We start from the raw sequence: 24,398 nt of genomic DNA, 5'->3' as shown, positions 1-24,398 counted from the left end.
TGGGGTTTTAAGGGTTTTGTATTATCTGACCTTGGCGCAATAAAAATGTCGTTAAATAATCATCAGATCGCATCGGACCCTGCCGATGCCATGGCACAAACACTTACCGCCGGGCTGGATATGCAGTTCTATGATTTTTCGCATCCCCAGTTTCATGAGGCTATACAAGGGGCGTTAAAAAGCAAAAAATTGTCTATTTCTGATCTTAATAGGGCGGTATCGAACGTTTTGAGGGTGAAATTTATGCTGGGTTTGTTTGACAATCCTTATACAGATGAAACCCTGCTAAAAAAAGTTAACCATACCGAAGCAAGCCGCGAGGTTGCACTAAAGGCAGCTCAGGAAAGTATCAGCTTATTAAAAAATGATAACTCGCTTTTGCCGTTTGGTGCTAATGTGCATTCTGTAGCGGTAATTGGCCCGCTGGCAGCAAGTACTTATTTGGGTGGATATGCTAATAAAGCAGGTAAGGGTGTGGCTATAATTGATGCCTTAAAACAAAGGGCAGGGGATAAGCTGGATATCAAATATGAAACCGGTTACTCGTCTGACACATTAAAACAAAACGAAAACCTGCAAAAAGCTGTAAACACCGTAAACGGCGCGGATATAGCTGTAGTGGTGCTTGGTGAAGATATAAACGAAGTGGGAGAGGGTAAAGACAGGGCAAACCTTGACCTGAACCAACAGCAAATCCGCCTTATTGAGGCGGTATATAAAACAGGGAAGCCTACCGTAGTGGTATTATTTAACGGCAGACCTTTATGTATTAACTGGGTAGCAAAAAAGATCCCTGCTATTGTAGAATCGTGGTTTTTGGGTGATGCGGGCGGTTTGGCCATTGCAGATGTTTTATTGGGTAAAGTTAACCCATCGGGCAAGCTACCTATGACGTTTCCTCGTTCGGTAGGGCAAGTGCCTTTTTATTATAACCATAAGCCAACCTCCAGGCATGTGTATATAGATGAGGATACCTCTGCTTTATATCCTTTCGGGCATGGGTTAAGTTATACTACGTTTCAGTATTCGGGTTTAAATATCAACAGTAAAAGTATTCCGCTTAACGGATCGATAAACGTTAGTATCAGCATAAAAAATACCGGTAAGGTGGAAGGTACCGAGGTTGTGCAGTTATACCTGCGTGATGTTATTGCAAGTGTTACCACACCCGTAAAGTCACTAAAAGGGTTTAAACGCATCAGTTTAAAGCCTGGCGAAAGCGGCACGGTACAATTTAAAATTGACAATAAAGAGCTGATGCTTTGGAACCGGCAGATGAAACAGGTTGTTGAACCGGGAGAGTTTAAAGTAATGATTGGCAGTTCATCAGAAGATATAAGGATGAGCGACAGCTTTTATGTGAAATAATTATTTACCGGCCCTTTAGTCTGTTCTTCATTCTGAAGTGTCTATTGTGATATAAAGATATTCTGACTTACCAGAGTTGGGATTTAATTGGTTAATTGGTAACGAGTGTGTTCGGGATGAGATCCGGGCACACTTAATTTTTTTAAAGGACAATCCATTCTATCAATATCTAAGAAACAAAAACGCCGCTGGATCAACTGACCCGCGGCGTTTAAACTGATAATTAACTGATATATGCTTTACAAAACTGGCTTTGTTGGGCGGGTTGCGGTAAGGGGAATAAGCCCTTTAAACATCTTAGCACCGTCGCCGGTAAGCCTTAAGTAGTAATCTGAAGAGCATGCGGTGCCGTCTTCATCCAATGCAAGGAAACCTGCCCCTGCCGGCACAAAAGCCTGGCTTTCGGCAGTTTTGGCTATCTGGTTACCTTCGTTGTATTCATCAAACATTGAAATATAAATACCCTGCGCGCCAACACGCTTCATGTTATAAAACTGTCTCCACATAAAGTCGCCATGTGCACGCTGGCGTTCCTGCAGATCGCCGGGCAAAATGCAGGGCTGGTAATCAATGCCATGTGCATTACAATAAGCCTGGTCGGCTTTATTGGTATTTACAAAAAATCCATCAGATTGATTGGCGTTGCCTATCCGCCCAACCATCCATGGCGATATCATATCTAAGGCCTTGTAAGTATTTAAAAACTCGGGGCGCGAATCGCTTGTTTGTTTAAGCCAGTTTGTTGGCACGCCGCCAATAACATAGCAACCTTTGCTTTGAAACCATTTGATAACATCAAGGCAGGCTGCTGCCGAAAAACTGTGGTTAGTATCATTAAAGCCAAAGCCCCAGATACATACTACCGGTTTGCCATTTTGTTTGGCATATGCCGATGAGGAAGTATAGGCAGACATTTTATTTGTCCAGTCGGTTTTAAGCTCTGTTTGCATATTGGTCCAGCCGCTTACATCATACATAATATAAAATTTTACACCGTTTGCTTCGGCAGCTATTTTAGTTTTTGCCGCCATAGCATCACGTACAGGGCCTTCCAACCCGCTTGGGTTAAAACGTTGTAAAGCTGCCCCATCAATACCATACTGTTTCATCCACTTAAACTGGGTATCAATAGTTTGATCGGTAAAAGAAGAGAATAAGTTAGCAGGCTGCCCATTGCCTAAATTTGCATAGCTGGTTGGAAAAGTGCTGGTATAATCGCGCACATCCGGCCATGATTTAATGGCTGTATTAGTTGGCGAGGGCTGTTGCTCCCAGGTGTGTGCCCAATGCCAGTATCTGTTAATAGGTGAACCATCGCCTATCGCGGCAAACCATCCCTGGTAACCAACCACTACTTTACCTACTACATCGCCCACGGGCGACGGTGTAAGGTCTATATTGGTATCGGGTTTGGCAGGTGGGGGCGTTGGCACAGGCGTTTTAGAGCCTTTTGAACAACTGCCCGTTACCACAAACAGCGATAGCAGCATAAGTGCGTTAAATCGTCTTCTTATCATATCTTTTTATGTTTGATTGGCGGTAAATGTTTATTTTTTTATATAACCTGTAGGCACAACTTTTTTAATTGTACCATCGGCATTATAGTAAAGTTTATCTACACAGATAGACCGTAACCAATCTTGATTAGAGAGCGCGCTATTATGATAAAAGGAGTACCATTGCCCCTTAAACTTAACTATAGAGCCGTGATTGGTGTAGCTATTGGTAGGGTCCATATATATACCTTTGTGTGTCCAGGGGCCTAAAGGGCTTTTACTGGTGGCATAGCGCATCTGATTGTGTTTGCCATTAACATCGTGATTATCTGAGTACGACAGGTAGTATACACCATCCTTTTTATTTACCCAGCTTGCTTCGTGGAAATCCTCAAGGCCTTCCATTTTTTGCATCTGGCCGTCAATTTCTACCATATTATCTTTGAGCTTTCCTCCTTTGCAGGTACCGCCCCCGCCATAATAGAAATAGGCCTGTCCATCGTCATCAACAAATACACAAGGGTCTATCATAGCTTCGAGCCCCTTAATATAGCCTTGCGATTTAAAGCCGCTTGCAGGGCTTTTGCTGGTAGCTACACCTATTTTCCAGGTGGTGTTCCATTCGGTGCCGCTTGGGTGCGGGAAGTAGAAGTAATAAGTGCCATTCTTGTAAGCACAATCTGGTGCCCACATAAAGCCGCCTTCGGGGCGCCCCCATTCAACCTGGCTGGCGCGAAGTATTTCGCCATGATCTTTCCAGTGAACCATATCATCTGTTGAATAAACATGATACTGGTCCATCAGGTCGCAACCCCTTGCCGGGGCGATATCATGCGAGGGGTATACATATAACCGCCCGTCTTTCCACACATGCGCAGATGGATCGGCAGTGTACATATCTCTTACAAAAGGGTTTCCCACAGTTGTAGTAACTGCCGGGGTGTTAACGGCGGGGGTGCTTACGGCTGGCCCTTCCTGAGCAATACATGATGTTATAGATAGCATGCCGAAGCCCAGGGCAAATGCAGCTGATAAAGATCTGAACCTGGTTTTGCCAGCTGGTGTTATTAATAAGTTATATATATCCATTATTATAATGATGTGTATTTTTAAAGATGGCAGAGAAAATTTCTCTGCCATCATAGTATTGAGTATTAAGATTAGGGTTTAAAATTATTTTTCGGCAAAACGAAGATCATCTATACCTGTAATTATATCTGAATGGGCTTTACTGCTTGTAAAAAAGAAGATCCGGAAATGGTTTATCGCTTTCAGATCAGCTCCTCCGTCGGGTGTTTTATTCGCAGCACTCAGATCAAGTTTGATTTCGTTCCAGCCATTATGTAAATTGGGTAATAATGGCGCCACATCCCAGGCAGATTCATTCACATCAGATTGGCCTGAACTAGTAACCTCGATAGAACCATCGGCTTTAAGGGCAGATACATCAGATACGTACCACCAAAATTTGAATTGTGTATTGGCCTCGGTAAATGTTACATTAACAGGCGGCACAAAGGTTTTTATAAACTGCATGAAATCGCCACCGTCTTTTATGGTATTTTTTAAATATCCGGTACCTTGTTTTGGAGCCAGTGTTTCAATAACAGGGGTGCCTACGGTTTCCCAACCATCTGCAAGGTCTACATTATCTAATGTAATTGGTGGAGTTGGCGGCGCTGCTCTAAACACAAGTCCATCTACACCAGAGATCAAATCCGCGTGGGCTTTATCCTTAGTGAAAAAGAATACACGGAAGAAATTTAATGCAGCAGGGTTTGGGGTTCCTGAAAGATCCGCGTTTTTGAAGTTAAGATTTACCTGGTTCCAGCCACTTTTTAAGGAAGGCAGTAATTTAGCTACAGACCATCCGTATTCTTCCTTATCGGCATCGCCGCCACTGGTTATTTCTATCTGTCCATCGTCCTTAAGAAGCGACACATCAGATATATACCACCAAAACGAAAACTGACCGTTAGCAGCCGTTAATTTAGAATCAACCGGGGCAGGCATCTTTTTTATGAACTGCATAAAATCCCCGCCGTCTTTAATGGTATTTTTTAAATACCCTGTACCTTGTTTTGGGGCAAGTGTTTCAATAACGGGTGCACCTACAGTTTCCCATCCATCGGCCGCGTCAACGTTATCAAATACCACAAGGGTAGGGTCAACCGGTTCTACTACAGGTGGTACATCTGGCGGTGGTACAATGCCCGATGTATCCCTTGACATGTATTTCTCTTTTTTACAGCTGGTAGCCGCAAGCCCGATTAAGAAGATGGAACATACCATCGTTGTTTTTATTAATCTCATTTCCTTTAAGCTTTAAAGTTTAATAATTTGGTTATAAGCCGCTTCAATATTATTGTATGTATAGGAGCGGGCTTTTTAGTTTTTTATAATATGACCTTAAATAATTACCTGCTCGGTTTAACTCGCGTATAACCCGGTTCGCCATGAAACCACTTGGTTCCCTGGCCGGTTAACCACAAATAATAATCTGAAGTAAGCTCATTTTCAATCCCCACGAACTTAAGGCCGGCAGTTCCATTTACCGGAACATCGGCCGCGCGGGCGGTTTTAAAAATGGCGGTACCCTCATCTATTTCATCAAACATGGCTACATACAATGATTTAGCACCAACGCTTTTAGCACCGGCAATTTGCTGCCACAAAAAGTCGCCTTTAAGGCGCGGTATAGCATAATAAATACTTGGATCTTTATGCATGTTACCCCAAGTAAAACCCGGGAACACCAATGGCACATAATCAACCTTGTTGGTTTTGCACCACTGTATATCATCGTAGATGATTTTCTCATTGTAGCCTTTAGAATCAAATCGCCCTACGGCCCATGGCATTACGATATCACATTTTTTTATCAGCGTATGAAGCGAAGCAGATTTCTCGGTATCATCACCTAGTGTCCTCCAGTAATAAGGTACCCCAAGCATCACCGATACTTTATTATCGGCACCTTTAAGTTTATCAATTAACTTGTTTACATCCTCAATTGTGTAATTGCGATTATCGTTAAAGCCTACCCCCCAAATTGTTACCATTGGCCTGCCGTTATGATACAGGTAAGTGGGGTTTTCTTTATTGTCGAATAGTTTAAAGGTGGCCTGCAACTCGTTCCAGTCTTGCTCCAGGTAAGCCACATCAGCGCTCGAGCATCCGCTCAGGTCGTACATTACGCTAATAGCCCGGCCATATTTTTTAGCCGCTTTTAGGGCATTTGCCAAAACCTTATTAAAATGCCTTTTTCCTGATGCGTTAGATGACTTTATTTCGCCTACAAAACGCTGCATATGCACGCCATCAATGCCGTAATCCTTCATCCATTTAAAGTGCAGGTCTACGCTTTCTTCATCGTAGGGGCTGTACAGATAAGCATCAGAACCATTGGCGAATTTGAATGGAGATTTATACGTCTTGGTGTACTCGGTAATATCCGGCCAAAAATCAACATTAGTATTGCCCGGGAAAAAGCCACCGTTGCCCTGGTAATGATACCATCCCCGTTGTGAGCCATCTCCTTCGGCAGCAAACCAACCCTGGTAACCGGCCATTACTAAACCTGTGTAAGATTTGTATAACAAACCGGTCATATCGTAAACCTTTCCCGGCACAGTCACCGGTGGCTTGTCGGGCTTTATTTCGCTTGTTACATTTTTTTTGGAACATGCCAATGAAGCAGTTGCAAAAAGAATGAAGAATAATATCTTAAACTTTTTCATTATTATAATTTTTTTAGATCAATGAAATAAACTGTTGCGGGCCAAATACTACCGTAATACATTTCAACCCGCAACAGCTTTAAAAAGCACATAAGCAACTATAAGCCTGCTTAGGTACTTGGTACGTTTATTTCTATGATATCAGAAAAGTTATAGCTTTTGAAACTGTCATTTAAGCGAACGCCTGCTCTTACAAAGAACTTTCTCCCCGGCAGCATATCAGGTACTTCTATAGTGATAGATTTATCAGCACTTGTCATATCGCTCCACTCTTTATTGATGGATACCTTGTAAACATCTGAAAAGTCTCTGATAGAAGCGCCGGTGCCCACCAGCTTGGTGGTGTTTATAAAGGGTTGCGTTTCTAAAATAGTTGGTAAGCCCGCGCCAATTGGCGCTTCTATATCATACTTTAATGTTAAAGTGGTACCAGCTAAGGTGGCCGTGAAGTTTTTGATAAGTAAGTAAGGCGTAACAACAAAATCATGTTTAGTGCCTTTGCCTATCTCTACCCTTGCTGTATCATAAATTGGCCAAAAGGCGCCTCCCTTGGGTATAACCTTATAGGTTCCTTTAAATAATTTGGTATCCTTAAAGGTACCGTCAAATTTACTTGGTATCTCTTGCGGGGAAGGGGTGGCGCTCCAGCTGATCTGCTCCAGCCTTATCTGCGTACTGCCTTGCGACGTAAGCAGATTACCACCTTCGCTTGAGACCAGGTTGCCTTCTAAAGAAGCATCAGGAAGCTCGTAATTATCTATTTTTGTACATGCAGCACTTGCCAGGATACTTATACCCAACAAAACTCTGCCGATTAATTTTTTCATGTTTTCCAATTTTAATTTCTTAATAATTAGGGTTATTAGGGTATAGATTAGGGTTTTTTCCAAGCTCGCCACCAGGAATTGGCTCGTAATAAAATTTCTTGTCGAAATTGTAGTTACGTTGAAACAATTCCGGCTCTGCTAAAAAGATGTATTTATTCTCGTTAAACACATAATATGGCATAAGGCCTTTAAACCTGGCGTTATTTAACACAACATCTGCAATTCTCCATCTTTTTAAATCCCAGTAATAGTGGTTCTCAAAAGCAAGCTCTTTGCATCGTTCGTTACGCACATCATCAATAGTAACATTGCCCAATTGTGACGCACCGGCACGGTTCCTGATCTGGTTAATGCAAGTAAGCGCATCGCCGACATTGCCTAATTCAACATCAGCTTCAGCACGGTTTAACAGTACTTCGGCATAACGCATATCTATCCAGGGTTGCTGGCTTTTATACAGATCAGCTTCTGAGGTAGATTTAGCGTAGTCGATATATTTCCTAACATAAAAACCTGTACGTGATACTGCATCATCAGCGGCTGTAGTAAGGCCTGTGAAGCCAATAACCATTTTGCCCTGATACAGCGTTTTGGTATCGCCCGCAAGTACATAACTGCGTGAGTTAGGCTGTTTTGCAACCTCTGATGCTGCCGTGCCGCTAAAAGATGGGTAAATGCCTCTTTGGGCATCAAATGTAAGCCCCCTTAAAGTTGCGCCGGGGAAGTACACCGTAGCTAACAACCTTGGTTCGAGCCCTTGCATTAAATCTGCACGATTATCGAAACGTTTAGGGGTTCCATCTGTATTGGTTATTGGCAAGGTTCCCCAACGTTGGATAAGCTCCAATGTAGGGTAGGCTCTTGAAAGCGCATTAGCCGTCATATAACGGGGAGACATGGTAGCATCCCAGCTATGAGCTGTATTTGTAGCAATAGAATATTGTTTTATAAAGATGTTTTCGGGGCTGTCACTCTTTAAAAACAGATCAACATAGTTTTGTACTTTATCCGCATTTTTTTCATAAAGCGAATAATGGCCTTCCAATAGTTTTGCTGCATCGTATGCTTTTGTAAAGTAACCCTGTGCCTTATCGGCCGGTATACCAACATAACCCAGTGACTTAGCTTCGCCATCAACATAATTTACAGAGCCATATTTGGCTATGCAACCGGCATATAACATTGCCCTTGATTTTAATGCTGCCGCTACATATTTATTGGCCCTGCCTGCAGGGTTTACATCCGGCATCATCTGGTAACCCAGATCAAGCTCTGCACCGATAAAATCCCACGTGGCTTCTTCCTTATCGCGGTGTACCTGAAGCTCGCTAAGAGGTGCTCCCGGATCTTGCACTGTTGCTATAATAGGGATACCGCCATAACGTTTTGCCAATGCAAAATAGAAATACGCCCTTAAAAAGTGTGCCTCACCTAATAAAGCATCTACTTTTGGCTGGGTTAACTGTGCTGCATATTTAGGAAGCTCGGTAATCAGTATGTTAACATTTCTGATATTGGCATATGGCCAATAACCAAAGCCCCCGCCAATATCCATACCGCCAAATGGGCCAACCAACTCGCCAGTAACAGCGCCCGAATGATAAAAGTTCATCCAGGGGTTTAGCGGGTTAAAGCCCGGGTGAGGAATGCCATTATTATCTTCACCACCATCTGGCCTATATTTAAAATCTTCGATAGGCAATGCCCTATAAATGGTTGCTAACATGGAATTTACGCCAGCCTCGGTACCTAATATAATTTGTGGAGTGAAAATATTTGTTGGTGCGATATCTAATTTCTGGCAGGAGGTTATTGAGGCCCCCGCGCTTATTGATAGCGCTATAATGAATTTATGTATACTTTTCATATTTAATAAGATTAAAAGGAAATGTTAGCTCCCAGATTAAAGGTTCTGTTCATAGGATAGGTATATCCGCCTAAGGCTATTCCAAAGTCTTCACCCGGCTTTGGTCCCTGATGTTCCGGATCATAATTCTTTAAACCGGTAAATGTTGCCAGGTTATAGCTATTTATGTACACCCTGAATTTTTTAACACCTATTTTCTTTAAAATAGCACCTGATAATGAATAACCTAATTCAAGCGTTTTTACTCTTAAATAGCTTGCATCTTGTATGGCTTTTGTTCCTTTTGCCTTTGGCGATCCCATTGACGGATAAAAACCAGGTACCCATTGGGTGTTTGGATCGTAAATGTTCGCACTTGGGTCTGCGGTGTGGTAACTATCCAGGAAACGGGTTAAAGCGCTTCTGTTATACATCAACGGCTCGCCAAATTGCTCACCATATTCTACATAAACCCCGGTAGCGCCTTGCAGAAGTACATTCATATCAAACCCTTTGTAGCTTACACCAATGTTCATCCCATAGTTTATTAATGGAATATCATTGGTTGCAATAGGGTGGTCGTCCTTGTCATTTATTTCACCATCTTCATTCCAGTCCTGGTAATAATAATCACCGGGTACAACACTGTTATTACCACCACCCGTGTTTACAGGGTAGTTGTAGATTTGGTCATAACTGGTAAACTGGCCGGCATAATCAACTCCCCACCAAACATTCTGGTATCTGTTGGTTTGGCCGCCTTTCCAGTTGTCGCGTTCGTTACCGGCCCTGCCTTGCAAAATGGTACGCCACTGCGCGCGGGTTGTACCTACATTACCGCTAAGGTTTAGCCCTACACCGCCAAAGTTGTTTCTGTAAGATATATTAACATCTAAACCTTCAACCCTGTCAGCATTATAATTGATCTCGGGCACATCGGCACCAACTGTACCGGGTAAAGCTACGGCGGGTTGTGTTGCTAATCCTGTCCTGTCACTTCTAAATACCTCAACTGTACCATCAATTTTTCCTCCTAATAAGGTAAAATCCATGGCTAGGTTCTTTTTGGTGTTAACTGCCCAGCTTAAACCGGGGTTTCCCAATCTTGGTGTTGAACCATTAACCGGGTTAGGGCCAAAAATATAGGAGTTAACAGGGTAATTAAATCCTGTTATATAGTTAAATGCTCTACCACCTTCATCACCGGTTTGGCCGTATGATGCTCTGAATTTTAAGCTTGTAAGGAAATCCTCAGAGATCAAATTACGAAAGAAAGACTCTTTGGTTACAACCCAGCCTACAGATACTGCAGGGAAGAAGCCCCATTGATCGCTCGTACCCGGCTGATATTTGTTTGATCCATCTCGGCGGAAGCTAAACTCTGCAAGGTATTTTCCTTTGTAATCGTAGTTGAATTTTCCGATGATGCTTCTGAAACCGATATCATATAAGGCACCCGCATCCATGCCACCCAGCATTTCCGCATTAGGAAGGCCTCCAAATAAATAATCTACAGGTATTTCGGTATTTCGCTGAGCAAAAAAGTTATCGCCTGTTTGATGGCTTTGCTCATACACCAGGGTTGCAGCTATATTATGATCCCGGAAAAATGTATTGGCATAGTTTAACGAAAACTGACTTAGGGTAGTCATCCTGGTATAATAAGAACGGCGTACACTTGCCGGGCTTTGTACTTTACTCGGCAAATAACTATCGTTATCTGCTTTGTAAGTGTATAAAGTAAATTCTCTTTTTAGTTCGTTATTGTCATCGTTACCATAATCAATATTATATAATGCCTTAGCATTTAAGCCTTTTACGCCCGGTATATCATATTGTAAGTTTAACTGCCCTACAAAGTTCTTTTTTCTGAACCTTTTTGAGCCCACTTTGTCGGCATCGGTTATAATGGAGGGGTTCATATTATCGTCCATAACAGCCGGATACAGCGGGTTGTCATTCGCGTAGATCTGGTGGGTAGGTATTTGGTTCCAGGTGTACTTGTAAATAGTCCACTGATCGGTATACGGCTGATTTTTTTCATCCATCATGCCCGATGCAAGCACCTGTGCCCTTAAGCCTTTTACTATGTTAACCGTAACATTTGACCTAAAATTATACTTGTTATAATTAAGATCGCCGGTTTTAAACACACCATCTTGCTTCTGATAGCCCAGGTTAAAGAAATAGCTTATTTTTTCGGTACCGCCATTAATATTTAAATTATGCTGTATTTGTGACGCGGTTTCCCTGAAAGCCATACCTGTCCAGTCGGCAGATTTATAAGTGCCATCAAGCCATGGTTTTAAATCGGCATAAGAATAAGCAGGAGGCTGGTTACTAATAAAATTATTATCAAAGCTATGCTTGTGCTTTTCGTTGGTTAACAACATATAATCTACTGCACCAACGCCTTCCGGCATGCCAACAAATTGTTGAATCGACTGGTTGACTGAGTAGTTTATATCAAATTTTCCGGTACGGTCGCCTTTTTTGGTAGTAATCAAAATTACACCACCGGCTGCCCTGATACCGTATATTGATGTGGCAGCATCTTTTAACACAGAAATGGTTTCGATCTCATTAGGATCCATTCTTCCTAATGTGGACTGATCGCCGCCTATTACCCCGTCAATAACAATTAACGGGTCACTTTTAAAACCTCTTATGTTTAAATTATTAGCGTAAGAGCCTGGTTCAGCGGTTCTTTGCAGAACACGTACGCCGGGAATTTTACCCGTCAGCATGTTTACTACGCTTTCGTTTTTTGTTACCGTAATTTCTTTGCTTCTTAAGGTAGACACAGATCCGACAACGGTTTCTCTTTTTTGAGTACCGTAACCTACAACCACAACCTCGTCCAGGTTACTGCTGTTTGTTTTTAAGGCTATTGTACCATCTTTAATATCCGATACTTTAATTTCCTGGGTTGTGTATCCAATATATGATAGCCTCAAAATTGCATTAGGGCCGGGAACACTAAGCTGGAATTTCCCGCTCACATCGGTAATAGCACCTATAGTTGTGCCTTTAATTTGTACACTTACCCCCGGAAGTGCGGACCCATCAGTAAAGTCTATTACTTTTCCGCTGATCGTAGTTTGCTGGGCTAACAAACTAAGCGGGAAAAGAAAGAAAAGTATAAGTAAGTAAATTAATTTTTTCATATTATCTCTCTGTTTATGTTTAAGGTATTGGTTTGGGTTACCTTGGTTAAGGTAAAATAGCGCATGCAGCAGCATACTTACGGTGGGTTACGGTCGTAATTGTACATGGTTTAATATGATTGGTTTAATACATCACCGGCTTACCTTAAGAATGTGCACCGGTGTAATAATTGGTTTATAATATGTGACAAAAGAACAGGAGACAATTAATAAAAAATAAATAATTGATTAATTTTAGCTGTAAAAGCATATTTAAGAGGGTTTTTAAATATTTTAATGATTAATCCCATATTAATTGGCTTAGGTATTATAATATTAGATATAAATATTGAGCGGGAAGGGTTCAAGCCTATATGACTTAGTTTTAATCGCCCCCGAATTATAAAGCAAAGAAATAGTGTGGAGCAATTAGTCGGCGCTAAAATATCTTTCCATAAGATCATGATATAACATCTATATCGATCTATTTCCTTGAGAAATGAACCTCAAAATCACGTAGTTATACGTATTTTAATTACCATTCTTATTATTTAGGTTTACTATATATATAATGGCTTAAACCGCATAAGCCAATAATGACGTAATTATATTTTAAATACTAAAGTTGTAATAGGATTTATTAAATCCTTTGCTTTAGTTGTTTAAGTAGCGGTGAAAGTATTTTAAATGTTTGTTAATAATTAAAACAAGACAGGCTTTTAGATTAGTATTACAATAGATTAATATAAGCTAAACCTATATAATCCCGTGCTCACAGATGCTTCCGGTCAACCATTAGGTCAAAATATTGATGAAAAACTCTTTCGCTTGCTGGTAGCGACTGTAAAGGATCATGCCATTTTTTTAATAGATCAGAATGGCCATATACTGAGTTGGAACCAGGGGGCAGAATATATTATAGGCTATAAAGAAAAGGAAATTGTTGGTCAGCATATTTCTGTTTTTTATACGCCGGAAGACATACAGGAGAATGTGCCCCGGTTTAATTTGAATGCAGCCCTCAGAAATGAGATGCATGAAAGCGAAGGTCGGCGGGTAAGAAAGGATGGTTCGGTATTTTGGGCGAACGTTGTTTTTACCACACTATATAATGATGATGGGCACCTGATAGGCTTTGCTAAAGTTACCCGGGATATTACAGGGCGAAAAAATGCTGAAGATGAGAAAGCGGCTATAAATGCAGAGCTTGAAAAGCGGGTTAAAGCTAATACGGCCAAAATAATAGCAAATGAACTTAGATTTCGTAAACTGATTGAAAACAGTTATGATGGTATAACTTTATTAGATAAAAAGCTGAATATATTTTACAGGAGTATTTCTTCAGAAAGGATCAACGGCTGGAGTAATTCAGAAAGTTCAAAACATAAGGTTATTGATCTGATTCATCCGGATGACCAGGCAGCAGTAAAAGAAATGTTTACCGAAGTATTGGCTAACCCCAATACGCCTATACTCTTAACTTTCCGCACACTGCATAAAACGGGTAATTACACATGGGTGGAATGTTTGTTCACCAATATGCTTTATGACGAAGCTGTTAATGCTATAGTATGCAATTTCAGAGATGTTACCGAAAGGAAAAGGGCGGAAGAAGAAATAGCACTTAATCATATTCAATTAAAGGAGGCTTCAGAAACACAGGCCAATATCTTAAACGCTTTACCACCCAATATAGCGTTACTAAACGAAGCCGGTAAAATTATTGCGGTAAATGAATCATGGAAGAAATTAGCTCTGCATAACAACCTGGGGATGCCAAACTATGGTGTAGGGTATAGGTATTTAACCATTGCGAAAAAAGCCACGGGAGCCGAATATCTTGACCTGGGAAAAATTGAAGCAGGAATTAATGATGTAATGCGGGGGGATAAAAAAGAGTTCACGATGGAGTATGTCGCCCACTCGCTTACCGAAAAAAGATGGTTCCAACTTGTAGTCGCTCCCCTGGCAAACAATACGTATAATGGGTCGGTAATTTTACATATCGATATAACCGACTGTAAGTTGGCCGAGGTTTCACTTATCCAGTCTGAAACAAACCTCCGCTCCGTTTTTGAAAATACCGGTCTTGCTATCGTTTTATTTGACAACTCATTAAAAATCGTATCCTTCAATCAGAACGCGCAAGAATTTGCCCAAAAAAATTATCGCAAAAAACTTAAAATTGGTAATAGTGCATTTAAATATTTCCCCAAGAAAAAGAAACTCATCATTGATCAGATCAATAAATGTGTAATAGATCAGGAAATAGTTACTTACGAAACTTGGTTTGATCTTACAGACGGTACAAAAGAATGGTATGATATCAGATGGGTAGGCGTGACCAATAAAAAGAAGGAACACGCCGGAATTATCATGACTCTGGAAAATATTACAGAAAAGAAGAGTGCCGAAATGGAACGGGATAAAATGACGGCGGATCTTACTCAACGAAATAAAGATCTTGAACAATTTACCTATATCGTTTCTCATAATCTAAGGGCGCCTGTTGCCAATATTTTAGGGTTATCGGATATATTACTGGAGTCTGAAAATGTTGGAAAAGAAATTCAGGATGCTTTAAAGGCGCTTTCTCTTTCGGCAAACAGCCTTGACAGGGTAATTCTGGATCTTAATCATATTTTACAGGTAAGCAGCCAGGTAAATGCCAAGATAGAGCGGGTTTCACTTTCTTCACTGGTAGAAGAAATAAGTGCAGGTATCAGTCATATGATCCATAAGGATAAAGTACAGTTAACGTATGATTTTAGTGAAATAGACGAACTGCTGATCCTTAAAAGTTATTTGTATAGTGTATTACAAAACCTTGTTATCAACAGTATAAAATACCAGCAGGCAGATATGGCCCCCTGCATTCAAATAAGCAGTAAATTAAATGGGGATAAAATTGTTATTTATGTAAAGGATAATGGTAAGGGGATAGACTTACCAAGATATGGGGCACAATTGTTTGGTTTATACAAGCGGTTTGATTATAGTGTAGAAGGAAAAGGAATGGGTTTATTTATGGTGAAAATGCAGGTAGAAAGTTTGGGAGGGACAATCAATGTTCAGAGCGCACTTAATACAGGCACCGAATTTAGGCTTGAATTTCCAATACAAGATTCCAATTGATTTAGGGGCATTAATGCAAACTTTCCCTTGTTGCGCCTCAAATAACATTACTTAATTTAAAATCGATTCGATTTTTAAAGTCTTTTTACCAAATAAAGATCGAGCCATCGTTTCCCGCCTAATAAATCTTCAGTATATACACGCTAAGCTTTGCTATCTGATATTTTATTATTAACTTTTAAGCATTTTCTATGCTTTAGAGTTTTAGATTTATAAAAAATATGCGTTTATGTTAAAAAAGGTGCTTTTATTCATGTTTTTTTATTCGGTTTTTCTTTGTTCCTATGCGTTTTCAGCATCGAACAAAGCTGACTCTCTTTCGAATATTTTAATATTGAAAGATCAGTACCAGAAAGAGAAAAAATTGATTGCTTACACCTTGCGTACTTTTGATCGTATACCCATGAATGAATTTAAAGCCGCCCAGCTACAAACCAAGCAGCTGCTTTATAAGTATAAAGAACCAAACAGAATAGCGTTCGAGTATTTCATTGAAGGTATTTATCAACGGCGGACATCGCGATTAAATGAAGCGGAAAACAATCTGCTGAACGCAATAGAGGAGGCGGGGAAAAATGCTGACCACTATCTATTATACACTTTTTTCAGTCATTTGGCATTTTTACAAACCTATAAAGGGAATACGATTGATGCTGTTAATAGCTTTAGGTTGGCTAAGAAGGAAGCGGTTGTACTTAAGGATGCTTATTTGCAGGTTTTGATTGCCATAAATATCTCTGACATATTTTATAGAAATTATATCTATAACCAGTCATTATATAACTTAGACCAGGCCCAATCAATATTTGAGAAGTACAAGCTTGATGAACCGAGGGTTCAATATCTGATATACTATAACAAAGCTGAAAACTTTTTTAGAATGAATAGGGTCGATTCTTTGAAGTTTTATCATATTAAGCTGGCCGTGAAAAAAGGACTTATTAAGTCGTACACGTATAAAATGCGGACTAAATATTATTTAGATCTGCTAAATCATAATTATGCCAGAGCTTTGCATAGCATTTTAGCATTAAAAAAAGACACCTCATATCGATACACTAATACTGACGAACAAAACCTGGCCGAAGCATATTATTTAGGTGGGAACCTGGATTCGGCAAAGTACTATTTGAACAGATTGTTGGCCGAACCAGAGCAGGATAACCATCCGGAAATAAAGTTTCGCTTGTATGAAGTATTAGGAGAGATTGCCGGTAAAGAGAGGCTGCATGAGCAGGCTGCCCAGGATTTTAAGCAGGCACTAAAAGAATACAAAGATTATTTGAACAGGCTAACACAGGTAGGGAATATTTCCTCACAGATTAAGCTTGATGAAATCCAGGGGTTATATCTTAAACAAGAGGAGGGTTACAAAAGGCAGCGCTTATGGCTGATCCTTTTTGTTGTGGTAGCATTGTTGGTTGTTGGGGTTGTTGCTATGATATATAGAAATGTGAAGCAGAAAAGATATTATGAAAAGCTATTGTTTGCTGCTAAGAAAGAAGAGCTTGCTTATATTAACTCGCATGAAATTAGAAGGCATCTTTGTAATATCAAAGGAATTATGGAAATGATTAAACAAAGTGATGATAAACAGCGGGAATATTTTCTGGCAGAAGATCACCTGTATAGTGAAACCGAGAAATTAGATAAAGCCATTAAAAACATTTCGCTAAAATTGGATCATTAAGTACTAATATTTTGTTTTATAAATGGAAGATTTGAAGCCTTTCTTTTTGGAAATTTCGAGGTGATTTTTAAGCTTAGTAGATAAAGTTAGGGCATATATTGTGTCCTGATTTTTTTAATTTGGAATTGGATCCTAATAAATACTTACGAGAGAGTGGTAGTTAATAATAACGAAGAGAAATTCCGCTATATGCTTGACAATATGTTGGAAGGCATACAAATGTATGATTTTAATTGGCGGTACATTTATGTAAATGATGCACTGGTAAAACAGAGTCCGTATTCAAGAGGAGAGATGCTTGGGTATACATTAATGGAGAAATATCCCGGGATTGAGCAAACCGATTTGTTTGGAATAATGAAACGCTGCATGGATCAGCGGGCAACAGAGCATTTCGAGACTGAATTTGTTTTTCCTGATGGAACGAAGGCATACTTCGAACTCAGCATAAACCCCATACCCGAAGGTATCTCCATCCTGTCAATAGATAGAACTGAGCGGAAGTTGGCGAAAGAATTAGTTGTAAGCAATGAAAGACGTTTTCGTGCACTAATTGAAAATAGTACTGATATGATAACTCTTTCCACTCTGGATGGTAAAGTGCTTTATGGCAGTCCTTCCATAACGAAAGTGTTTGGATATTCTTTGGAGGAGATCCAGCGCACACCCGCTTTCAACTTTATTCACCCAGGGGATATCCAGAATTTCGTAGAAAACAGGAACTATATACTACAAACACCCGGTAAATCGTATCAAGGCCAGCTTCGCCTGTTACATAAAAACGGTAAATGGATCTGGTGCGATGCTACTTTAACCAACATGCTTCATGAGCCGGGCATTAATGCATTGGTATCAAATTTCAGAGATATTTCTGAAAGGAAGGAAGCGGAGAAACAGCGCGAGTTTGACAAAAATAATCTTAATGCTCTAATCAACAGCACAACAGATTTGATGTGGAGCGTAGATCTGGATACTAAGTTAATTACTTTTAATCAGCCGTTTTGCGAAATCATAAGGCTTGTATCTGGCAAAGAACCTGCAAAGGGAGATGATGTCTTTTCTGTAATATTATCCCCAGAGCGAGCGAGCCACTTTAAAACATTATATGCCCGGGCATTTGCGGGTGAAGCGTTTACAGAAATTGAATATTTTGAAGCTCCTATGGAATTCTGGTCGGAAGTTTCATACTATCCCATACGTAAAGGAGATGAGGTTATTGGGACTGCTTGCCACTCCCGCGACATTACAGAAAGGAAAAAGGCCGAAGAAAACCTGAAACAAAGCGAAAAAAGATTAAAAGAAGCACAGGAAATAGCCCATCTGGGCAGCTGGACGTTGGATTTTGCAACCAATATAGCTTTGTGGTCTGAAGAAGCTTGCAGAATATATGGGCTTTCCCCAAAAGAAAGTAAGCAAACTTATTCGAGTTGGCTATCATTTATTCATCCCGATGATTTGAATGCTGTAATAACAGCTACTAACGAATCACAAAAAACATTTAGTGATACAGTTTTAAATCATCGAATCATCTTAAGAGATGGTACTGTAAAACATATTTATACGAAAAGCAGGTTTGAATTTGACCTAAACGGAAACCCTACCGGGTTATATGGAATAGCACATGATGTAACTGAAGAAAAAATTGCCGAAGACAACCTGAAACAAAGCGAAGCATATTTGACTGAAGCGCAGCAATTGGCAAAGCTGGGCAGTTGGAATTATGACATTAAAACAGACAAGCTTACCTGGTCGAAAGAATTATTCAATATTTTTGGTACCGACAAAGAAACTTTTATAGAAACACATGGCTCATTTGTACACCTGATAGATGTAGAAGACAGGGAATTTGCATTGCAAACCAGCAAGCATACACAAAAAACCGGCGACCCTTTTACTATAGAATATCACATTACCACATCTAAAGGCGAAAAGCGAATACTTAGAGAGCATGGGTATGGCGAGAGAGATAGCAATGGAAAGGTTTATCGCTTGTTTGGTACGGCTCAGGATATTACCGAACAGGTATTATCGCAAAAAAAAATAGAGGAAAGTGAAAAGCGGTACCGACAGATCGTAGAAACATCGCAGGAGGGTATTTGGCAGATTGATGAGAACAATAAGACGGTTTTTGTAAACAAAAGGTTTTGCGAAATATTTGGTTATTCATTCAATGAAATGATTGACAAGACTGTTTTTGACTTATTAGATGAAGAAGAAAAGATTATAATTAAGGAAAAAATAAAACGAAGAAAAAGGGGAATTTCTGAAAATTTTGAATTGGCTTACATTAGTAAAAGTGGGAAAAGGATATGGGCTAACGTTTCTGCAAGCCCTATCATGGGTGATAAAGGCAAGGATCTTGGAGGTTTAGCTATGTTTACTGATATCACAGAGCGTAAGAATAGCGAGATAGAGAAAGAAAAAATGACTGCCGATTTAATTCAAAGGAATCAGGACTTAGAGCAGTTTGCCTATATAATTTCGCATAATTTAAGGGCACCAGTGGCAAATATACTTGGTGCCACAAACGTGTTGAATGATCAGGGATTAAGTGAAGAAGAAAAGGATGTGTTTAGGCGAGGGCTTAATGAATCGGTTACCGGGCTCGATAATATTATAAGAGACCTTAACCATATCTTAGAGGTGAAGCGTGGAATTAATGAGGTAAAAGAAAATGTTCGGTTTTCATTATTAGTTGAAAATATAAAAAACAGTATAAAAAACTTAATTGAAGATAGTCATATAGAATTAGCTTATGATTTCTCTGAGATAGATGAGCTTTGGAGTTTGAAAAATTATTTATACAGTATTTTTTATAACCTTATTTCCAATAGCATCAAATACCGTCAGCAGCAGGTTCCCTGTCATATTAAAATTAAAAGTCACAAAATTAAAAACAAAATTGAGTTAACTTTTACTGATAATGGGATGGGGATCGATCTTGAAAAAAGAGGGGGGCAGGTTTTCTCTTTATATCAGAGATTTCATACCAACATTGAGAGCAAAGGCATGGGGTTATTTATGGTAAAAACCCAGGTAGAAATGCTTGGAGGAAAAATAAGTATAAAGAGCGACGTAAATAAAGGAACTGAATTTAAAATTGAATTTGAAATATAAAATACAACACGCGGTATCCTTAGCCTTCAAATTAAACCTCGTATTTTAGAAGCAATATAGCAGAACTTTAATCTGCTATATTAATCTTATCGTTCATTATGCTCAATTATAAATCGCGGTTTATTATGCTACTATGATACTGGGCTCCTTTTTATCGTTAAGTGGTTTGCGGTGCCAGTAGGTAGCCAGTAAAGAACCGGTAATGTTCATCAGTGGGCCAAACACCGCTGGTGCCAAACCCACAGTTGCCATTTTACCCATCTCTTTTGCTAATCCCGATGCCAGGCCACCGTTCTGCATACCAACCTCTATGGCCATAGTGCGGCAATCGCGTTCGGGCATTTTAAATAACCGGCCCGACCAATAACCCAAAGTGTAACCTAATAAATTATGGATCAGTACCAAAAATATCAACATAAAACCTATGTTTAAGAGGCTGCTTCTTCCCGCTGCCGTAATAACTACAATAATAAGCGCGATGCCAAACATGGATACAAGGGGCATTACAGCTTCAAGCCACTTAGCTCTTTTAAGCAGATACCTGTTAAACAGGATGCCTGCACCAATAGGTATAATAACCATCTTAAAAATATCCCACATCATGTTTAATACATCAATTTCAATAAAACCCCCGCCCAGGAACTTCATAAGCAGTGGAGTGAAAAAAGGCGCAAGCATGGTTGATACAGCGGTTATGGTAATAGATAAAGCGAGGTTAGCTTTAGCCAGGTAAGAGATAACGTTAGAGGCCATGCCATTTGGCGAGCAGCCTATCAATATAATACCGGCTGCAATTTCTGGCGGGAAGCCGCTTAGCTTAGCCAAAGTAAAACCAAGCAGGGGCATGATCAGGAAATGACTGAACACACCTATAAAAACGCCTTTCGGCATTTTAATTACACCGGCAAAATCTTTTATACTCATTGATGTGCCCATACCAAACATAATAAGCTGTATTAATGGCGTAATGAGTATAGATAGTTTGATGCCGTTTATTTGGATAAAGTATTGCGGATAATACAAAGCTGTTGTAACGGCCGCAAAAATGATAAGGGTATAAGAGAAGCCTTTAAGTGTTGCGAATCCCCTAAAGGCAATAGCAAGTATAACAAATGTTGCAATTAGAAAAGGGCCGGCATGTGCTATGCCGCTGTTTAAAGCTATTACTGCTGCAATAAACAGACATACTGCAGATATGGCTGCCAGCACTTTATAGATATAATTTGTTTTCAATTTCTTGGGTTTAAGATGGAATGGAAATTAATCAAGATGTTTTACCAGGTACGTTTTTGCATAAAATCGTCCAGTTGTGCCCGGGTCATTTTTACCTCATTAGGGTTCTTATCCAGCCATTTTAAAAACGCATCTTTAATGGGTGCTGTCCATTGGCTGTCTATTTCGCCCGTAGTATAGGTGCCTGCTTTAAGCATTGCCTGGCCAAACTTATCGCGCAATGCTATAAATTCGGCAGTTACTATTACCTTTTCTGCTAAATGGGCGGGTATAAATAGTACCCCTTCTTTTTCGGAGATTACCAGATCGCCGGGCAGTACAATAGCCTTCCCTATGCGGATAGGAGTGTTAAGGCCCATCAAAACCATTTCTTCCAGATATGAAGGATCAAAATCGCGTACAAAAGCATTAAAACCATTGATCTTGCTCAACCCCTGCAGGTCGCGGGCCGAGCCATCAAATATTACCCCATTGCCAGATTTGTTGTAGATGGAGTTACCCAGGTTATCACCTATCAACGTGCCGCCTTTAATTTTACCAAAGCCATCGGCTACATATACATCACCTTTGGTAAGTACATCAATAGGCCAGGCATTTGTATTCCCTTTGTGGCCTTGCTTGCTGCCACGATCTTTAATGTTTTTTTCAATATCCGGTCTGCTGGGCATAAACATAGCTGTAACAGCCCTGCCTACAACAGGCCTGTCATCATGCACCAGTTTCCAGTTGCCTTCAAATTGGTTATTGTAACCCTCGTTCTTTAAAACAGTCCAGGCTTCTTCAATGCCTATGGTTTTGGCCCGTTGTATCAGGTCATCAGATATTTTTGGCCTGCCATCGCTAAAACGTTCTCCTTTCCATTCCGAAGTGAGGAATATCAGTTCATCTTTAGAAATGGTTTGTGCTTTAACTATACCCGTTTGGCAAATGCCCATCAAAAGCACACAGGCTGCAATAGTTCTTAATTTCATGTTATGTTAATAAAGGTTTATAATTGGCCTTAATATTACGGTAATTGGTAAAACCGTATTATCTGGAGGCAGAACTTCTTGGAATTTCAAGCGGTTCAACTATGCCATTCAAATCATAAACTATCTTGCCGGCGCGTATAGTTAGTTCGCATTCAAGTTTTTTGCTGGCTTCAAGTTTATAACCGGTATAATCAAACAATCCGAATTTTCCTTCCCGTACATTTAGTATCGCTACATCCGCCTCAGTACCGACGGATAAGTTACCTAATTCTTCGTGTTTTATTTCTATGGCCGGGTTTAATGTTGATGCACGGATAACACTTTTAAGATCCATACCCATGGCTAAAAATTTCGACATAGTGGTAAGCATATCCTTCATGGAATCATTCATGCTGCCGGTGTGCATATCGGTGCTTATCGAATTTGGGAAAAAGCCTTCTTTTATAGCGGGTATTGCCTGCGAATATGCAAAGCTGATACCGCCGTAACCCACATCAAAAATAATACCCCGCTTGCGCGCTTCCCATACAAACGGCTTAACTTTTTGGGTTTGCAGGTCTACAATATATTCCCGGCTTTTTAACTGGCCAAAGCAATGCGTAAAAATATCGCCGGGGCGCAGGTGTTTCATAAACAATTCTTCAATGGGCAGGGGAGGTGTACTGCCGCCAAAATCAACCATCACCGGGATATCCCCTGCTAACCTACCCGCTTCAACCGCGCGGTCGACAGGTGCCCATTCGTGGCCTTCATAATGGGCAACTTTAAAGCCCACAATATATTTTTTGTATTTCCGGGCTATCAGGGCTGACATTTTTGAATCCATATCGTTCAGGTTTTGCTCGTACCCGCCGCGCATACCTTCGCCAACAATATTAATAAAGGCAAATACCCTGGTTTGCGATAGGTCAATGGTTTGCGCTTTAAATGCCGGGAATGTGCGCCAGCCCGAACTACCCGCGTCTACAACGGTAGTAACGCCATTACGAAAGGTAAAACCATCGGGCGGTAAAGCCAGGTTTCCGTTCTCGTACTGATGATCGGGCTTGGTGCCGTAAAAATTATGGGAGTGTATATCTATTAACCCCGGGGTAACATACAAGCCTTTGGCATTAACAACCTGTGCAGCTTGTTTAATGTCGATGTTTTTAGCTACCTGTGCTATTTTGCCATCTTTTATGGCAATATCCATCACATCATCAATATTGTTTTTCGGGTCTATTACATGGCCTCCTTTAATGAGGATATTGTAAGATTGAGCTTCAACCTGGTAGCATAAGCTTATCAGGCTGAGCATTAAAACAAGTATTTTTTTCATTAACGTATCTTAAAAAATTAAACAAAGCGCCCCTATAAGCCCTTTATAAAGCAAAAAGGACCTAAAAAAAGGCAAGAAATAAGTGGTTAAGCTATAATGTTAATACATCATAGTATTGTGCTTACATGTTATGTTGTTAAAGCTTGTTGAAGAATTTCTTTCACCCTATTTGCCACAACATCAATCTGATCGGGGCGTAAAAGCACCACGCCAACAACAAGGGTTTCGCCTTTTGCGTTGGCAACAATGCTTGGTGTTCCACTTTTAAGCGCTACCAACACCTCTTTGGGCTGAATTTTAATTTTGCTTTGATCCCATGTTACAAATAAGCTGGGGAATGCATTAGCCGGCCCCGGGTCAATATGTATATTTGTTTTAATCGTTGGCAAAGTCTCCAGCTTGCCGCCAATTTGTTTTGCCCGTTGCAACCAGCCTTCCCACTCTTTTTTATGGTCTCTTTCGATGTAGGATTTTAAGGCCGCGTACATGCCAAACATTTCTTCCTTGTTTA

14 protein-coding genes and 1 pseudogene are annotated in these 24,398 nt (G+C 40.2%); 4 read left to right on the top strand and 11 right to left on the bottom strand.

Translation table 11 applies throughout. From position 1 onward, the window contains the following. Window positions 1-1,368: glycoside hydrolase family 3 C-terminal domain-containing protein (locus JWQ85_RS09375; RefSeq protein ID WP_299467234.1), on the top strand; the 1,368-nt coding region annotated here is incomplete at its 5' end. 239 nt (window positions 1,369-1,607) lie between these two features. Here the strand turns inward: JWQ85_RS09375 and JWQ85_RS09370 are convergent. The 7 genes from JWQ85_RS09370 to JWQ85_RS09340 all read right to left on the bottom strand — a co-directional run bounded on the left by JWQ85_RS09370 (window position 1,608) and on the right by JWQ85_RS09340 (window position 12,444). Further along, entirely contained in the window at window positions 1,608-2,885 is a 1,278-nt protein-coding gene (locus JWQ85_RS09370; RefSeq protein ID WP_299467232.1) for a glycoside hydrolase family 71/99-like protein, read from the bottom strand. Window positions 2,886-2,915: 30 nt separating this feature from the next. After that, window positions 2,916-3,953, bottom strand: coding sequence for a family 43 glycosylhydrolase (locus JWQ85_RS09365; protein WP_299467230.1), 1,038 nt, complete (start codon window positions 3,951-3,953; stop codon window positions 2,916-2,918). Window positions 3,954-4,037: 84 nt separating this feature from the next. Continuing rightward, the gene (locus JWQ85_RS09360; protein ID WP_299467228.1) at window positions 4,038-5,177 is read right to left on the bottom strand and encodes a hypothetical protein; all 1,140 of its coding nucleotides are present in this window, start codon (window positions 5,175-5,177) and stop codon (window positions 4,038-4,040) included. Between the two features lie 104 nt (window positions 5,178-5,281). After that, the gene (locus JWQ85_RS09355) at window positions 5,282-6,604 is read right to left on the bottom strand and encodes a glycoside hydrolase family 71/99-like protein (RefSeq protein WP_299467226.1); all 1,323 of its coding nucleotides are present in this window, start codon (window positions 6,602-6,604) and stop codon (window positions 5,282-5,284) included. Between the two features lie 110 nt (window positions 6,605-6,714). Further along, window positions 6,715-7,431, bottom strand: coding sequence for a DUF3823 domain-containing protein (locus JWQ85_RS09350; protein ID WP_299467224.1), 717 nt, complete (start codon window positions 7,429-7,431; stop codon window positions 6,715-6,717). 19 nt (window positions 7,432-7,450) lie between these two features. Then, entirely contained in the window at window positions 7,451-9,298 is a 1,848-nt protein-coding gene (locus JWQ85_RS09345) for a RagB/SusD family nutrient uptake outer membrane protein (RefSeq protein ID WP_299467222.1), read from the bottom strand. An 11-nt stretch (window positions 9,299-9,309) separates the two neighbouring features. Next, entirely contained in the window at window positions 9,310-12,444 is a 3,135-nt protein-coding gene (locus JWQ85_RS09340; protein WP_299467220.1) for a TonB-dependent receptor, read from the bottom strand. A 747-nt stretch (window positions 12,445-13,191) separates the two neighbouring features. Here JWQ85_RS09340 and JWQ85_RS09335 point away from each other — a divergent pair. The 3 genes from JWQ85_RS09335 to JWQ85_RS09325 all read left to right on the top strand — a co-directional run bounded on the left by JWQ85_RS09335 (window position 13,192) and on the right by JWQ85_RS09325 (window position 20,365). Next, window positions 13,192-15,558, top strand: a complete 2,367-nt coding sequence (locus JWQ85_RS09335; protein ID WP_299467218.1) for a PAS domain S-box protein — start codon at window positions 13,192-13,194, stop codon at window positions 15,556-15,558. Window positions 15,559-15,892: 334 nt separating this feature from the next. Beyond that, window positions 15,893-17,248, top strand: coding sequence for a hypothetical protein (locus tag JWQ85_RS09330; protein WP_299467216.1), 1,356 nt, complete (start codon window positions 15,893-15,895; stop codon window positions 17,246-17,248). 153 nt (window positions 17,249-17,401) lie between these two features. After that, window positions 17,402-20,365 (top strand): PAS domain-containing sensor histidine kinase, encoded by a 2,964-nt coding sequence (locus JWQ85_RS09325; protein WP_299467214.1) that lies wholly within the window; start codon window positions 17,402-17,404, stop codon window positions 20,363-20,365. A 123-nt stretch (window positions 20,366-20,488) separates the two neighbouring features. Here the strand turns inward: JWQ85_RS09325 and JWQ85_RS09320 are convergent, their stop codons facing one another. The 4 genes and pseudogenes from JWQ85_RS09320 to JWQ85_RS09305 all read right to left on the bottom strand — a co-directional run. Beyond that, window positions 20,489-21,598, bottom strand: a complete 1,110-nt coding sequence (locus tag JWQ85_RS09320) for a bile acid:sodium symporter family protein (RefSeq protein ID WP_299467213.1) — start codon at window positions 21,596-21,598, stop codon at window positions 20,489-20,491. A gap of 41 nt (window positions 21,599-21,639) precedes the next feature. Then, complete coding sequence (locus JWQ85_RS09315; RefSeq protein WP_299467211.1) at window positions 21,640-22,569, bottom strand: RraA family protein; 930 nt, start codon at window positions 22,567-22,569, stop codon at window positions 21,640-21,642. A gap of 58 nt (window positions 22,570-22,627) precedes the next feature. Next, complete coding sequence (locus tag JWQ85_RS09310) at window positions 22,628-23,887, bottom strand: amidohydrolase/deacetylase family metallohydrolase (RefSeq protein WP_299467209.1); 1,260 nt, start codon at window positions 23,885-23,887, stop codon at window positions 22,628-22,630. Window positions 23,888-24,015: 128 nt separating this feature from the next. Continuing rightward, a pseudogene (locus tag JWQ85_RS09305) lies at window positions 24,016-24,398 on the bottom strand (hypothetical protein); the annotation flags it as partial.

This window comes from Mucilaginibacter sp., assembly GCF_028288105.1.
In the GTDB taxonomy this organism is placed as follows: Bacteria; Bacteroidota; Bacteroidia; order Sphingobacteriales; family Sphingobacteriaceae; genus Mucilaginibacter.
Note: the sequence above shows the minus strand (reverse complement) of the source record. Positions and strands in the feature narration are given on the sequence as shown.

Coding starts and splice junctions, on each gene's coding strand:
- JWQ85_RS09370 (WP_299467232.1), bottom strand. CDS start 2,885: ATGATAAGAAGACGATTTAACGCACTTATGCTGCTATCGCTGTTTGTG.
- JWQ85_RS09365 (WP_299467230.1), bottom strand. CDS start 3,953: ATGGATATATATAACTTATTAATAACACCAGCTGGCAAAACCAGGTTC.
- JWQ85_RS09360 (WP_299467228.1), bottom strand. CDS start 5,177: ATGAGATTAATAAAAACAACGATGGTATGTTCCATCTTCTTAATCGGG.
- JWQ85_RS09355 (WP_299467226.1), bottom strand. CDS start 6,604: ATGAAAAAGTTTAAGATATTATTCTTCATTCTTTTTGCAACTGCTTCA.
- JWQ85_RS09350 (WP_299467224.1), bottom strand. CDS start 7,431: ATGAAAAAATTAATCGGCAGAGTTTTGTTGGGTATAAGTATCCTGGCA.
- JWQ85_RS09345 (WP_299467222.1), bottom strand. CDS start 9,298: ATGAAAAGTATACATAAATTCATTATAGCGCTATCAATAAGCGCGGGG.
- JWQ85_RS09340 (WP_299467220.1), bottom strand. CDS start 12,444: ATGAAAAAATTAATTTACTTACTTATACTTTTCTTTCTTTTCCCGCTT.
- JWQ85_RS09315 (WP_299467211.1), bottom strand. CDS start 22,569: ATGAAATTAAGAACTATTGCAGCCTGTGTGCTTTTGATGGGCATTTGC.
- JWQ85_RS09310 (WP_299467209.1), bottom strand. CDS start 23,887: ATGAAAAAAATACTTGTTTTAATGCTCAGCCTGATAAGCTTATGCTAC.